Raw genomic sequence first — 15,001 nt, 5'->3', positions numbered from 1 at the left:
ACTCCTTCAGCATACGGAGCTTGAACTCCATGCTGTAATTTTTACGTTCTCTTAACTTGTTTGACATGTTACACACGTTCTTTTAATTGTTAATTACGTGTGAAGTAAATCTGTATCATGTCAAAAGCTAAAGACAACACATTACCACTAATAACAACAAATGTTTTATTCAAGCCTCTGTTTAGTTCCTTCCAAAAAATATTTGTCAAAAAGAACACACTAAGCTGTATAATACAAGCAATACATAAAGTACGTATGGTATACCCCACTAATTGCAGCCAATTCTCCATCGCTTCTACATCTACAGTAATACCAAAGAGGGTCACCGCATAAATCAATGTTATAACCATCATTAATCTATGTTCTTTCTTTAATCCAAGTACCAGATCAAACATTCTTTCCCACATACTATCCTTATATTTTTTCGCCAAAGATACAAAGATTGCTTTAAGCACATGGTATATAATAAAAAAGTGGATAAGCCTTTTCTCATATCCACTTTTTTATTTGTTACTTGAATAAGAAGCTACTTCTTGCTATCGATTACCAATAACGGAGTATCGGTGTGGAATAACATCTTTCTCGCGATCGAAGGATTGAACATTCGGGCTAGGATATTACGGCGATATGTGCTTAGGGCTATAACATCAATTTGTTTATCACGAACAAATTTCTCGATGGCTAACAGCAAGTCACCATCGGCAAGCACCGTATGGGAAATATGGGCATGTGGATATTGTTTCTTGAAATATTCACGGACGCCTGTCAAACGAATCTCATTCCATTCATCTTTGCTGGTAGAGATATTGAATAGATGAATATTAAAATCAAAGCCTTTGATGATTTCCATGAACTCGTCGAAAGCGACCAAATCTCTCTGGTTAAACGATGTAGCGAAAGCGATATTCTTAGCGTCTCTCAAATCCGTGAAAGGAACATTCTCCGGTATCGCCAATACAGGAACCCGGTTCACCTCGATAACCTCTCCGGTCACGCTACCGATCAGATCCATATCTTTTTGGCTCTTACCTCTCGTTCCCATCACGATCAATGTCGGATGATACTCCTTGCTATAAGCGATGATCTCCTCTTCCGGCAAGCCTTCACGTAATACATAATCGTATTTTACCTTGGGTAATTCGCCAGAGGACATCTTCCGGTTGATATGCGTACAAATATTCTCCATATCGATACGGACACGTTGTAAGATATGCTGTACGGATTCCTCCTCGTTTACTTGGTAAGCTAATGTATCTCCCATCGGGATAGCAGATGGAAAATAGGGGCTGAAATAGGCGTGCATGATCATCACCTCCGCACCTACCGCATGAGCGTAATTAATTCCCAACTCACAAGCCTTGGCGGAATAATCCGAGAAATCAATCGGGATCAGCACTTTCTTGACCGCATTAACCTTCGCCTCTTCCTCCTTTGGTTCCTCAAACCACTTATTGTCTTCAATAATGCGTAAAGCATGCGGTAAATCACTCTCCTTAATACGCACACGCACTCCTGCCGAAACGACCGGCTGAATCTGGTTTACATTATGTATATAGACCTCTATGCCTTCTGTTTCGAGGATTGTCTTGAGAATCTGGGCTTTCTCGAACGTGTGGATAGCCAATGTCACTAATTTATCTTCCATACTCAATACATTTTTATAGATGAAACAATCGGGATTTATGAATTGTTGAATATAAAAAAATCCCAAAGCGTTCTTTCATTTAGCTATGGGATTTTTTATACGAATGAATTTCTCTTACGCTTTCTGTGCTTCGGCATCCTGACTCTCGGCCAGTATCTGCAAAGCACGCTCGAAAATAGTCGTATCATCTAAAACAACCAACCCTCCGTCTGGACCGGGCTCGATATGGAAACCACAACTCCGTCCATCTTGAAAATTATGTCCACCGAAATAGTTGCGAACTGTCTCAACCTTTAATCCCAACTCATCAGCGATGCGTTGTATACTTCCGTCAGGTAACGAATCTTTAATTCTTCTCAGTTCGTTAAATGTAATCGTCTTTGTCATGGCTTTCTTATTTTGAAGGTTAATACTTTTGTTTAATATTATGGCACTAACTTAGTCATTTAATAGCATTGAAACAAATTATTATTGAGAAAATCAGCTGAAAACAAATATGCTTTACGACATACTTAACGAAAATCTCTTATATTAAGCACGATACCAATTGCTCATTAAATAGAGCTATTAAAAGGATGGTCAACCAAATCGCATAGGTGATCAAACGTTTCCGGGTATCCGAGTAAATGGCCTCCGGACGTACCCAAGAATCTGCCGGAATCAATTTAGGCCTTATATAGAGGTATAACAGATATACAAGATACCCGAATAGCAGACCGGATAAAGCTCCCGGAATAATATCCGTGATAAAATGCACTCCTAAATAAATACGAGTATAGGAAGTCAAAATCGCCCAAAAGAAAATAGTCCATCCAAATAGCTTATTCCGGAAGATCAGCGCCATCAAGGTAGCGAAACCGAAAGCGTTCGCCGCATGGCTGGAGATAAATCCATACATACCTCCCCGATAACCGAACACCACCTTTACCTGATCCATAAAATCAGGGTGATGAGTCGGACGGAAACGGGTGAAGATGGGCTTACAAACATGCGAAGCGAACTGGTCGCATAGCGTGATCGTCAAGACTATGGCCAATAAGATCAACAACCACTCCTTCCAGTTCTTCTTATAGCACAATACCACCAATATAAAAAAGGCTAACGGTAGCCAAACCGCCTTGCCTGAATAGATCCACATAAAGCGATCTAAAAAAGCGGAGTCGCTACCGTTAAGCATAAAGAACGCATCACGTTCCCAAACCAATAATTGTTCTAGCATGTATCAGATTTTTTCTATGTCTTTACTAGGCATCCATCCTACGTTCCCATCCTCAAGCTCGATCTCGCTCCATTCGCCGAGCGTACTCTTCACGGTCACGTTCGTTCCCTCATGTAATACGAAAAGATCCGTACCGCTAGCGTCGGGCGAGCTTTTCACCGTAACGGTCGGGGCGAATACGATGGCATGTTTACGGTTTATCATCTCATCCTTCTGGTCGCTGGCGAATATATTGGCAAAAACAACCATGATAATAAATAGGACACCCAAATAGAAACCGATCTTCTTCAAGCGTACCCAACGGGAGAAAAAGAACAAGATCAAGCAACCGATAAACAACAGGAAGCACACGATACCTGTCTTCGCCCAAGAGTCTGCGGAACCGAGGTTCTCCACGCTCTTAAACCATTTGACCAAGAAAAAATCACCAACCGGCTCAATCTTATCGATCGTCTTCTGACGGGCCATCTGTAAATTGAAGCGAGCATCGCTATCACCCGGATCCAGCAGAAGACAACGTTCGTAGTTCAATATAGCCGGAGCGATCTTACCCGCCTTATAATAGGCATTTCCCAAATTATAATAAACGGCGGCAGACTCGCCATTGCTCTTCAAGATTCCCTCATATAGCTCGATCGCCTTCGCATAATCTTCTTTCGTATAAGCGACCTCGGCCTCCTTCAAGGCGGTATCTTGCGCATAAGCGGATCCTATCAGACATAGAGTCAATAAGAAAAACAATACCTTTCTTAAATTTATAGTCATCTTCATCTTCTTACTTTTTAATTGTATTCTCCATTTTACCAATAGCGTCTACCGTCAGCTCATACAGCTTATCCATAGCGTCTGACGCTTGGGACGGAGCGTAACGAGCGAACTCACAAGTATTCAAGATATCCATGAACTCATTCGTCAAGGATTCGTCTACACCGTATTTAGCCAATTCTGTCTCTACGTTATCCTTGGTCAGATCGGATTGCGGGATACTCAGCTTATCGCTCAAATAGCCCCACAACGCACGCAGTACCTCGTCGTAGAATTCTTCCTTCTTGTTCTCTTTCATCAGCTTGCCGGCGTTCTTCAGACGTCTAACCGCCATCTTGTTCGCCTTCTTGGTACGAACCAAGGCGATGTCGGCGTTTTCCTTCACCTGCTTACGATAAATAAAGAAGAATACGATAAACAAGATAGCCGGTACGATATAGCAAAGATAATACATAAAGGAACCGAAGAAAATACCATCACCTCCCTCGATAAAGGAGAAGCCTTTCGTCTTTAGGTAACGGATATCCTTGCCTAAGTATTTCACGCTCTCTTTATTACTGAAGTTCGATACGACCGGGGAAGAACCACTACCACCCTTGCCTTGCTCCACATGCAACTTATAAGGCTCGGACTTGATGGTCTTATAGGAACCGGACTTGATATCGAAATAGGAGAAAGCGATCGCCGGGATCTCGAAATCACCTGCGTAACGGGGTATCGCCATATATTCGATCGTCTTGCTTCCACTGACACCGGCAGTCGTGGTCTTGATGTCCATCTCTACTTTTGGGTCGTAGACATCGAAATCGTTCGGGAAAACCACTTCCGGGTTCTTCACCAACTTCACGTTTCCGTTACCCGTGATTTTCACCTTTATGGTTACAGCCTCGTCTGTCTTGACGTTGTTCGAGCTGATATTAGCCGTCATGGAGAACGTACCTACGGCACCGGAGAAAGAAGCGGGCTTACCGGAGGGCAAAGGCTTCACGTCGATAGTAACCGGAGAGGTGGTCAACACCTTGCTCACATCCCGATACGAGTCGAAGAAGCTATCGAAGATGCTACCGCCGCCCGCTTGTTGCATACGGACACGCACCACGGCATCATACTTTCCACCTTCGATCGTGATCTTACCGGAACGTTGGGGATACAGGATCACCTGACGCATCACGGCCGACTGGTAGTTACGCCCGTTGTAGTTTTCCAAGGTCAGTTGTTTCTCTTGCGGCAACTCAACCTCTTGTACCAAGAAACCCTCGAACTCCGGATATTTCAATCCCGTAATCGAGAAATTTTCCAAGGAATAGACCTTGAAAGTCACCAAGAAACCTTCTTGCTCGAACACGCTTCGTTTGGATACGTCCATCTTCACGAACAGCCGATCGTTAGAGATCGCCCCGCTCGCCGTCGTTGTCTCCGCCTCTTGCTTACCCGCCTTATCCGCCGGAAGCACCTTGATGGCCAAGCCATTCGATGTATAATTAGAGCCGTTCACCTTGATCGTTGCCGGAGCTATATTAAACGTACCTTCCTTCTTCGGCATCAAGACATACGTATACGTAACGGTTGTCTCGCTGGTACTCTTCCCGTTCACCCAGCTACTGCTATAGGAGGTGGATTGGGAGGGACCCATTAATACGTCAAAGTCTGGCATCTCCTGCACTCTCAAATCCTTGCCTTCGGCATTGACGGTGAAAGTCAAGCGAAACTGCTCTCCCATTACCACCGCTTGGGGCGCCGAGGCCTTGAAGGTCACATCCGCGGCCTTTGTCGCCACCCCTACCGTTAACATCAGGATGAATAAGAAAATTAATTTCCTCATTGTGTATCTCATTTTTTCGTTAATTATCCAGTTTACCACTCCTTCTCGGTCTTCCGGCGTTGTTGCTGCTGCATCTGCGCCTTCTTCACCTTCTCTTGGGTGTCTTTCTCATCTTGCAGGAAGGCGTCCAACATCTGCTGGGCATTGTCCTTGCTCATTTGCTCGTTGGATTGCTGTTGCTCTTGGGTCTTATCCTGCTTCTGGTCGTCTTGCGGCTGTTGTTGTTGCTGTTGCTGCTGATCGTCCTTCTGATCCTTGTTCTCCTGCTTGTCGTCGTTCTGTTGATCTTGGCTCTGATCCTGATTCTGCTGATCCGACAGCAGTTTCTGGGCCAAGGCCAAGTTATAACGGGTCTCGTCATCTTTCGGGTTCAAGCGAAGCGATTGCTTATACACCTCCACGGCCTTGCCGTAATCCTTGTTCTGCATGAAGATATTCCCCATATTATGATACACCTCCGACAAGCGTGCCTTCCCTTCCGGCGTAGCCACCATCTTCTCCCCTTGCCCGGCGATCAATTGATATTGCTCGGCGGCCTCGGGGAACTTGCCTTGCTTGTATAGGGAGTTTCCCAGATTATAGGTTCCTTCCGTAGAGCGGGGATTCACCTCCAAGCTCTTGCGATAAGCGATCTCGGACTCGGTGTATTTCTCGCTCTCATAAAGCTTATTCCCCTCACGCACGTTCTTCCGTTCCGCTTTCTGGGCAGAGACCGCCCCAGCGCTGAGCGCCAAGACCGATACCCATATCATAGATTTATATATACGTCTCATCACTTCGTCGAATTAAGAGAATAATTTTACTTTCCTAAATATACGGTTCTTACGATCCAAGGTCATGAAATCGGCGATCAAGAGGAACAAAGCTATCCAAGCGAAAATCTGGAACTGCTCGTCATACTCGGAATAAACCTTGCTATCCAGCTCCGTCTTATTCATTTTCTCGATTTCTTTCTGAAGGGCTTTCAAGGCAGAATTCGTATTGTCCGCACGTACGTACATACCGTTTCCGGCGGCGGCGATCTCTTGACCCATCTGCTCGTTCAGCTTCGTGATCACCACGTTTCCATCCTTATCCTTCATATAATTATTGCTTCCTTGGATGGGGATCGGAGAACCTTTCGGATCACCCATTCCCACGATGTTCACGTGGATGCCCTTCTCGGCGGCGGCTTTGGCGGCACCGATAGCGTCGTCCTCATGGTTCTCGCCGTCGGTGATCAAGATGATCGCCTTATCGGTCGTCTCGTCCGGGGTAAAGGAACGGGCGGCCAAGTTGATGGCGGCACCGATCGCCGTACCTTGCGTAGAGACCATCGACGGGTTGATAGAGGACAAGAACATCTTGGCGGAGATATAATCCGAGGTGATCGGCAACTGCGTGAAAGCGTCGCCGGCGAACACGATCAAACCTACCTTATCATTCGTAAAGCCGTCCGTCAATCGGGATAGCATCTGTTTGGCTTTATCCAAACGGTTGGGCGACACGTCCTCGGCCAACATGGAGTTGGATACGTCCAGACACACCATGATCTCTACTCCCTGACGCTTCACCGTCTCCAGTTTCGAGCCGAATTGAGGCCCCGCTATAATAAAGATAACCATGGTAATGGCTCCGAACAACAGCCAAAACTTCAGATGCTGGCGCTTGGTCGATACCTCGGGCATCAACTCGGCCAACAACGTAGGGTTACCGTATTTCTTTATCGCTTTCTTCTTCACGATCATGGCATACACGTAGAACGCCACCAATGCGGGAAGGAGAAAAAGCAAATATAAAAAGTCCGGATGCGCAAATCGAAACATAAGCCTTTTATCTTTATGGTATATTTCTCAACAATGTATTTCTCAATAAGATCTCCACCAGCAACAAGGCGAACACCAGCAAGGCCCAGTTCTTATACTCCTCCTGCTTCTTGCTGTACTCCTGTACGCTGATCTTGGTCTTCTCCATCTGGTCGATCTCGGAATAGATCTCCTTCAGGCTGGCGTTGTCCGTAGCACGGAAATATTGCCCGCCCGTGGTAGAGGCGATCTGCTTCAACGTAGCCTCGTCGATCTCTACCGGTATATTCTGGTACTGCACGCCGAAAGCGGTCTGGAACGGATACGGCGCCATGCCTTTCGTTCCGACTCCGATCGTATAGACACGCACGCCGAACGTCTTGGCGATCTCAGCGGCGGTAACCGGAGCGATCTCGCCGGCGTTGTTCGAACCATCGGTCAGAAGGATGATCACCTTCGACTTAGCGTGGCTGTCCTTGATACGGCTCACGGCATTCGCCAAGCCCAACCCGATAGCCGTTCCGTCTTGGATCATACCGCTTTGGATATCCTTGAAGAGATTCAGCAAGACCGTATGATCGGTTGTCAACGGGCATTGCGTAAAGCTCTCGGCAGAAAAGACCACGAGACCGATGTTATCGTTCGGACGGCCGTTGATGAACGACGCGGCCACATCCTTCGCCGCCTCCAAGCGGTTCGGTTTCAAGTCTTGCGCCAGCATACTACCCGAGATATCCATCGCCAACATGATATCGATACCTTCCGTGGAAGAATTGGACCAACTATTCGTGGATTGCGGACGGGCCAAGATCACGATCAGCAACGCTACCGCTACCATACGCAACACGAAAGGCACGTGACGCAAGTACACGATCCATGATGTCGCTCCCGGCGCCTCGAACGCCTCCGACGAGGAGACCTGCAAGCTGGCCTGACTCTTGCTCAGCTTGTAGACGTACCATCCGATCATCGGAATGAGCAACAACAATAAATATAAATAATTAGGATTCGCAAATACCATCTCTTAATCCTTTAAATTAGTTGTATCGTTCGTAGATTCGGGCTCTTGCATCTCCTCCACCTTCGTCTGGTTCACGAACAAATACGCATTCATCATACTCAAATCATTCTCATCCGGCAGCGGGTTCATCTTGGCGAATTTCACGAAGTCGGCCAATTGCAGAATCTGCCTCAAGTTATCGTACACGCTCTGCGCCTCAGAGTTCTTGCGGATCAGCTCCAAGATCTCACCGGAAGTCATCTCCATGGCATTGATACCGAAACGTTCCTCGATATACTTACGCAGCGTATCCGTGATCAAGGTGTAATACTCCTTGCTTCGTCCTTGCTGCCAGAGTTTCTGTTGCTTGATCTCGTCCAGTTCCTTGATAGCCTGCTCGTGAGGCGGAAGTTTCGGCTCCTCTTTCTTGAATGGGATCAACGACTTCTTCGCACGGATCCGTTTCACGATATAGGCGATCACGCAAATCAAGAACAGGGCCAGCAAGATCCCGTAAATGATCGGATAATAATCGGCCCATACGAAAGGCGGCTTCCATACGGTCTTGATGTCGTTGAACTCCTCCGGCTTGTCCGCGTTCACGGGAATCGTGGAGACCTTCAAGGCGACTTGGTTGGAATATACGGTATCCACCCCGTCTATCACCTTCAACGGAGGTAATAGATAGAGTGACGAATCAAACGAGGTAATCAATACATCCTGCTTGATAACGAGCCGGTCGTTCTCGATCTCCGTGGAGTCCGCCTTGGAGAGATTCAACACCTCCACACCCGTCATCAAGGTATCGTTCGGGATCACGATCTGCACAGGGCGATCCTTATCCGCCGTTACCGTAAGGTGCAAGGTAGTCTGCTCTCCGATCAATATGGCGGCCGAGTCGATAGCGACATCGATCAACGGTCTCTGCGCATATGCCCTTCCCCCCGCGAGGGAAGCGGCGGCGACCAGAAACAGGATACTTTTCTTTATCAATTTCATCTGCTTGCTTTAATTACGTTTGTCAAAAAGAGCAATCAATGCTTTCACATAATCATCCTCGGTACGGACAGAGACGGAGTCTACACGGCATTTCTTGAACGTATCGCTCATCTTCGCCTGCCGTTTCTCCCACCATTCCTTATAGGCCGCACGCACACGGGCGGAGGAACTGTCTATCCATTGCTCCTTCCCGGTCTCGGCGTCCTTGATCTTCATAAGGCCTACGGCGGGAAGCTCGGTCTCACGACGGTCGTACACCTGAATGGCTACCATGTCATGCTTGCGGTTGGCCACCGTCAAGGCGTCCTTGAAACCCTCCTTGTCAATAAAATCGGAGATGAGGAAAGCCGTGCAACGCTTCTTGATGGCGTTGGTCAAGTATTTCAACACTTGGCTGATATCCGTCCTCGTCTCCTCCGGATGGAAATCGATCAGCTCCCGGATAATATATAAGATATGTTTCTTTCCTTTCTGGGGCGGGATAAACTTCTCGATCTTGTCCGAGAAGAACACCACGCCGATCTTATCGTTGTTCTGTATCGCCGAGAAAGCCAAGGTAGCGGCGATCTCGGTGATCACCTCCTTCTTCATGACGTTGACGGAGCCAAAGTCACGGCTACCGGACACGTCGATCAGCAGCATCACCGTCAGCTCACGCTCCTCCTCGAACACCTTGACGTAGGGGCGGACGTAGCGGGCGGTGACGTTCCAGTCGATATCCCGGATATCATCGCCGTATTGATATTCCCTTACCTCGCTGAACGCCATACCACGGCCCTTGAAAGCCGAATGGTACTGGCCGGCGAAGATGTTACGGGAAAGACCACGGGTCTTTATCTCGATACGGCGGACCTTTTTTAATAATTCACTTGTCTCCATTTAAGGAACTTCTACTTTATTCAAGATCTCGCTGATTACCTCCTCTGAAGTCAAGTTGTTCGCCTCGGCCTCATAACTCAAGCCGATACGATGGCGCATCACGTCGTGGCATACCGCACGGATATCCTCCGGGATCACATAGCCCCTACGCTTGATGAAAGCGTACGCACGGGCGGCCAACGCCAAGTTGATAGACGCACGAGGGGAAGCGCCGAAAGAGATCATGCTCGCCAAGTTCGGCAAACCAGCCTCAGCCGGGAAACGGGTAGCGAAGACGATATCCACGATGTAACGCTCGATCTTCTCGTCCAAATAAACCTCACGAACCACGTTACGGGCGTCGAGGATCTCCTCTTTCGTCAAGATCGGCTTGATCTCCGGACGTTCTCCGGATATATTCTGGCGTATGATTAATTTCTCTTCCTCCTTCTTCGGATAATTGATGATCACCTTCAACATGAAACGGTCTACCTGCGCCTCAGGCAACGGGTACGTACCCTCCTGCTCGATCGGGTTCTGGGTAGCCATTACCAAGAAAGGCTTCGGCAACTTGTAGGTATGCTCGCTGATCGTGACCTGACGCTCTTGCATGGCCTCCAACAAGGCACTCTGTACTTTCGCCGGGGCACGGTTGATCTCGTCCGCTAACACAAAATTAGCGAAGATCGGGCCTTGCTTTACCTGGAACTCTTCGCTTTTCTGACTGTAAATCATCGTACCGATCACATCGGCCGGAAGTAAGTCCGGGGTGAACTGGATTCGGCTGTATTTAGCGTCGATCAACGACGACAATGTTTTAATGGCAAGTGTCTTAGCCAAACCCGGCACACCTTCCAACAGGATATGTCCGTCCGAAAGCAAACCGATCAACAAGGATTCAACCAAATGCTTTTGTCCGACGATTACTTTGTCCATACCCATCGTAATCATGTTCACAAACGAGCTTTTACTTTCAATTCGCTCATTCAACTCACGAATGTCTACTGTCTGACTCATAAGATTTATTCTATTATATTGTTATTATATTGTCCCAATTTTACGTTGATTTTTTAGGATGCACAAAATTAGAAATGTTAAATTCGTATCCTTCACTTTTGCAGTTAAATAATACTAACCAACACTTCCTCGTTTTGTTTTATTTTACTTAAAAAAGGGGGATTTCTCTTACTCCCCGGCAAGTATCTCTGTTTGTAGGGCGGCGGCTTTCTCCCGCGACTCACGGCTCTTGGCATCGATGCCATACGATTCCGGTGCGGGTATCTCGATCACGGTACCGATCGGGACGTTGTTCGGGTCTTTTATAACAGCCTTATTATGTTGGTAAATATACACCCAGAATAATTTATTGCCATAATATTCCAAGGCGATCACGGTGAGGCGGTCGCCATGCTTGATCTTCACCTGCCCCAATGGTTTTGGCGCCGGTTCCACATAAGGCTCCGGTTCCGTATGCGGGGTCTTCTCCGCTACCGAGTCCGGATGAAGCATCCAAGCTGATTCTTGAACCGTGTCCTTGGCCGTATTCTTGGCTTCCGTTATCACCTCTTCTTGGGCAGGCGCCGGTTTCCAATTATTTCTTCCCAGATAGAAGAATACAGAGATTACGATTATCAAAAAGGCGACGATCATTAATACCCCCTTTTCCTCCGGTTTCCTACGGGCTTGCTCTTCCGGTCTCTCTGGTATGGGAGATGGCTCCGCGGGCGGTTCCGGTTCCAATCCACGTTCCGGTTCAGATACCGATGACGGCTCCGGATCAAACGCTTGCTCTGGCTCAGGCAATGGTTCAGGTTCAGGTTCTAGTATCGGTTCGGGCTTCTCTTTGGGCTGAGTATTTGCCAAAGGGATTTCCTTATCCGGCATTACCTCCTCCACGGACTCGTCTTCCGTTTCCTTCTCCTCTACGGACTCATCCATGTCCGAGAAATCCACGTTCTCGTTGATCTCTGTCGTCTCAAAGATAGAGAAAGGCTTGTTTACCTGTTCCCGCAGGTCTTTATCCGGCAGGAAAGAGAATTTATAATGTTCGGGGATCAAGAAACGTTCACCGGTATTCACGTGGATACTCTCCCGCTTCTCCACAGAGATAATCTTGAAAGTACCCAAGCCCTTTACTTTTACGATCTTATCCGTATAGACCCCTTCGGATACCACCGAGATAAAATCTCTCAAGAAACGCTCTACCTCTCCTCTGTCCTTGCCGGTACGCTCCGATAATAAACCGGCTAAATCTTGTATATTCAGCCGGTTATTCATGATCACCCAATTCCTTTAAACGATTCTTCACGGTCGTTCCGGGCTTGAACACGGGAACTAATTTAGGGGGAACCAGATATCGCTTCCCGTTCGCCGGATTCACGGAAATACGTTCCGCTTTCTTTTTCACCTCGAACTGGCCGAAGCCTTGCAGATAGATCGTATCGTTATCCACTAATTTCGAACTTACGACGGAACTGAGCGCAGAAAGCATGTCGGATACCTCCTTCGAGGTCCAATCCATGCGATTCGCCAATTCCGTTATAAGTTCCTTGTTTTTCATATCTAATTCCATAACAGTTCGTGCTGCTATATTAGTTATTTTTTCGTTAACCGACAAATATATTGACAGTTTTTACATCAATTCAACACTTTACCATACAGATCAAACGCTTGTGCGTCAATCACCTTTACTTGGTAAAAGCTACCCGGACTCAAGGGAGTATCCTTGGAGATCAATATTTCCGGATCTACCTCGGGCGAGTCGTATTGCGTACGTCCCACGTAAAAATCCTCCTCCTCCCGGTCTACGATCACTCGGAAGGTCTGCCCTACTTTCGAGGCGTTCACGTCGGCGGAGATGCCTTCTTGCACACGCATCAAGTAATCCAGTCGGTCTTGCTTCACCTCCTGCGGGATCTCGTCTTTATAATGCTGATAAGCATAGGTACCCTCCTCATGGCTATAAGCGAAAGCGCCCATACGCTCGAAGCGGATATCTTTCACGAAGCGGATCAACTCCTCGAAATCCTGTTCCGTCTCGCCGGGATGACCCACCATCAAGGTGGTGCGTAGATGGATGCCCGGCACTTCCCGGCGCATACGCTCCAACAGCTCATAGGTCTCGGCCTTCGTGATATTGCGGCGCATCATCTTCAACATCGGGTCGCTGATATGCTGGAGGGCGATGTCCATATACTTGCAAACGTTATCACGCTCACGCATCACCGGCAACAGGTCATAGGGGAAATGAGACGGATACCCGTAATGCAAACGAATCCACTCCACGCCCGGGATGTCGGATACCCGCTCCACCAGTTCCGGCAAGGCCATTCGCTTATAGCGATCGAGGCCATAAAACGTAAGATCTTGGGCGATCATCTGGAATTCTTTCACGCCTTGCGCGACCAAGCCACGCACCTCGTCTACGATCTCGTCCATCGGACGGGATTGATAAGCCCCGGTTATGATCGGGATCGAACAGTAAGAACAAGTACGGTTGCATCCCTCCCCGATCTTCACGTAAGCGTAGTGCCTCGGGGTGGTGAGCACACGATCCGTAGCCAGCTCTTGATGGTACGACTTGCCCAGATCGGAGATCAACTCCTTCCAATTGAATTTCCCGTAGAAACGATCTACCTCGGGAAGTTCCTTCTCCAGATCTTTCAAGAAACGCTCCGACAAGCACCCCATCACGAAGAGCTTCCCGATCCGTCCTTTCTGCTTTTGCTCGCCCAGCTCGAGGATCATATTGATCGATTCCTCTTGGGCGTCGCCGATGAAACCGCAGGTATTCACCACCACGATCTCGCCATTGATCTTATGGGGATCATGCTCTACCGTATAGCCATTGGCAACGAATTGGCGCATAAGTTGCTCCGAGTCCACTAGGTTTTTCGAACACCCCAGCGTAATAATATCTACTTTATTTTTTCTCATTCTCCAAATAACGAATTGACAAACTCACGTTTGCGGAATACTTGCAAATCCTCCATCCCCTCGCCGAGTCCGATATATTTCACGGGGATACGGAAATGGTCGGAGATACCGATCACGACACCCCCCTTGGCGGTACCGTCCAACTTGGTCACGGCCAAGGCGTTCACCTCGGTGGCGGCGGTAAATTGTTTCGCTTGCTCGAAAGCGTTCTGCCCGGTAGAGCCGTCCAATACCAACAATATCTCGTGGGGGGCGTCCGGGATCACCTTCTTCATCACGTTCTTGATCTTGGTAAGCTCGTTCATCAAGTTGATCTTGTTATGCAGACGTCCGGCAGTATCGATAATCACCACGTCGGCATCGTTCGCCTTGGCGGAGCTCAGCGTATCGAAAGCCACGGAAGCGGGGTCCGAGCCCATGTTCTGCTTCACGATAGGTACGCCTACCCGCTCGCTCCAGATCACTAGTTGCTCCACGGCGGCGGCACGGAACGTATCGGCGGCGCCCAGATAGACCTTCTTGCCGGCTTTCTTGAACTGGTAAGCCAGCTTACCGATCGTGGTCGTCTTACCCACCCCGTTCACGCCTACAACCATGATCACGTAGGGTTTCTTGCCCTCCGGAAGTGCGAATCCCTCGGCATCCTCCGTATTGTTCTCTGTCAGCAAGCTAGCGATCTCGTCACGCAGCAGGGTGGTCAATTCTTGGGTGGTGACATACTTGTCACGGGCCACACGCTTCTCGATACGGTCGATGATTTTCAACGTGGTATCTACACCGACATCCGAGGTAATCAGTACTTCCTCCAAATTATCCAACACATCGTCGTCCACCTTACTCTTACCGGCGATCGCCTTGGTAATCTTGGAAAAAACACTCTCCTTCGTCTTCGACAGACCTTTATCCAAGGTTTCCTTCTTGTCCTTACTGAAAAAGCTAAAAATACCCATATTTATTTTGTTTCTGTTTTTAT

At 48.0% G+C, this 15,001-nt stretch carries 16 protein-coding genes; all 16 read right to left on the bottom strand.

Annotated elements, in window-relative coordinates; all coding sequences use genetic code 11:
* Nucleotides 1–89: 89 nt before the first annotated feature.
* Nucleotides 90–455, bottom strand: a complete 366-nt coding sequence (locus NBH16_RS10645) for a hypothetical protein (protein ID WP_250788496.1) — start codon at nt 453–455, stop codon at nt 90–92.
* Between the two features lie 71 nt (nt 456–526).
* A complete protein-coding gene (locus NBH16_RS10640) occupies nt 527–1,645 on the bottom strand; it encodes a universal stress protein (protein WP_005862634.1) in 1,119 nt (372 codons plus the stop codon).
* A 114-nt stretch (nt 1,646–1,759) separates the two neighbouring features.
* Nucleotides 1,760–2,032 (bottom strand): hypothetical protein, encoded by a 273-nt coding sequence (locus NBH16_RS10635; protein ID WP_005862635.1) that lies wholly within the window; start codon nt 2,030–2,032, stop codon nt 1,760–1,762.
* Nucleotides 2,033–2,171: 139 nt separating this feature from the next.
* Entirely contained in the window at nt 2,172–2,864 is a 693-nt protein-coding gene (locus tag NBH16_RS10630; RefSeq protein ID WP_008772270.1) for a phosphatase PAP2 family protein, read from the bottom strand.
* A gap of 3 nt (nt 2,865–2,867) precedes the next feature.
* On the bottom strand, nt 2,868–3,635 hold the full coding sequence (locus NBH16_RS10625) for a tetratricopeptide repeat protein (protein WP_008779812.1): 768 nt from the start codon (nt 3,633–3,635) through the stop codon (nt 2,868–2,870).
* Between the two features lie 4 nt (nt 3,636–3,639).
* A complete protein-coding gene (locus tag NBH16_RS10620) occupies nt 3,640–5,451 on the bottom strand; it encodes a BatD family protein (protein WP_048927246.1) in 1,812 nt (603 codons plus the stop codon).
* A 32-nt stretch (nt 5,452–5,483) separates the two neighbouring features.
* A complete protein-coding gene (locus NBH16_RS10615; protein WP_005862642.1) occupies nt 5,484–6,224 on the bottom strand; it encodes a tetratricopeptide repeat protein in 741 nt (246 codons plus the stop codon).
* 12 nt (nt 6,225–6,236) lie between these two features.
* Complete coding sequence (locus tag NBH16_RS10610; protein ID WP_005857235.1) at nt 6,237–7,256, bottom strand: VWA domain-containing protein; 1,020 nt, start codon at nt 7,254–7,256, stop codon at nt 6,237–6,239.
* A 13-nt stretch (nt 7,257–7,269) separates the two neighbouring features.
* Nucleotides 7,270–8,256: a vWA domain-containing protein gene (locus tag NBH16_RS10605; protein WP_005862644.1), complete on the bottom strand. Its 987-nt coding sequence runs from the start codon at nt 8,254–8,256 to the stop codon at nt 7,270–7,272.
* Between the two features lie 3 nt (nt 8,257–8,259).
* Entirely contained in the window at nt 8,260–9,234 is a 975-nt protein-coding gene (locus NBH16_RS10600; RefSeq protein ID WP_005862646.1) for a hypothetical protein, read from the bottom strand.
* A gap of 9 nt (nt 9,235–9,243) precedes the next feature.
* On the bottom strand, nt 9,244–10,113 hold the full coding sequence (locus NBH16_RS10595) for a DUF58 domain-containing protein (RefSeq protein ID WP_005857241.1): 870 nt from the start codon (nt 10,111–10,113) through the stop codon (nt 9,244–9,246).
* The gene (locus tag NBH16_RS10590; protein ID WP_005857243.1) at nt 10,114–11,109 is read right to left on the bottom strand and encodes an AAA family ATPase; all 996 of its coding nucleotides are present in this window, start codon (nt 11,107–11,109) and stop codon (nt 10,114–10,116) included.
* Nucleotides 11,110–11,277: 168 nt separating this feature from the next.
* Entirely contained in the window at nt 11,278–12,369 is a 1,092-nt protein-coding gene (locus NBH16_RS10585) for an HU family DNA-binding protein (protein ID WP_005857245.1), read from the bottom strand.
* Complete coding sequence (locus NBH16_RS10580; RefSeq protein WP_008778384.1) at nt 12,362–12,652, bottom strand: HU family DNA-binding protein; 291 nt, start codon at nt 12,650–12,652, stop codon at nt 12,362–12,364. The genes NBH16_RS10585 and NBH16_RS10580 overlap by 8 nt, the downstream gene beginning before the upstream one ends.
* 77 nt (nt 12,653–12,729) lie before the next feature.
* A complete protein-coding gene (gene rimO / locus NBH16_RS10575) occupies nt 12,730–14,028 on the bottom strand; it encodes a 30S ribosomal protein S12 methylthiotransferase RimO (protein WP_011966255.1) in 1,299 nt (432 codons plus the stop codon).
* A complete protein-coding gene (gene ftsY, locus NBH16_RS10570; RefSeq protein WP_005857252.1) occupies nt 14,025–14,978 on the bottom strand; it encodes a signal recognition particle-docking protein FtsY in 954 nt (317 codons plus the stop codon). The genes rimO and ftsY overlap by 4 nt, the downstream gene beginning before the upstream one ends.
* Nucleotides 14,979–15,001: the final 23 nt, after the last annotated feature.

The organism is Parabacteroides sp. Y3-G-102 (genome assembly GCF_023656845.1).
GTDB lineage: Bacteria > Bacteroidota > Bacteroidia > Bacteroidales > Tannerellaceae > Parabacteroides > Parabacteroides distasonis.
The sequence above is the reverse complement of the archived record's forward strand: the minus strand, read 5'-3'. Positions and strand labels throughout refer to the sequence as shown.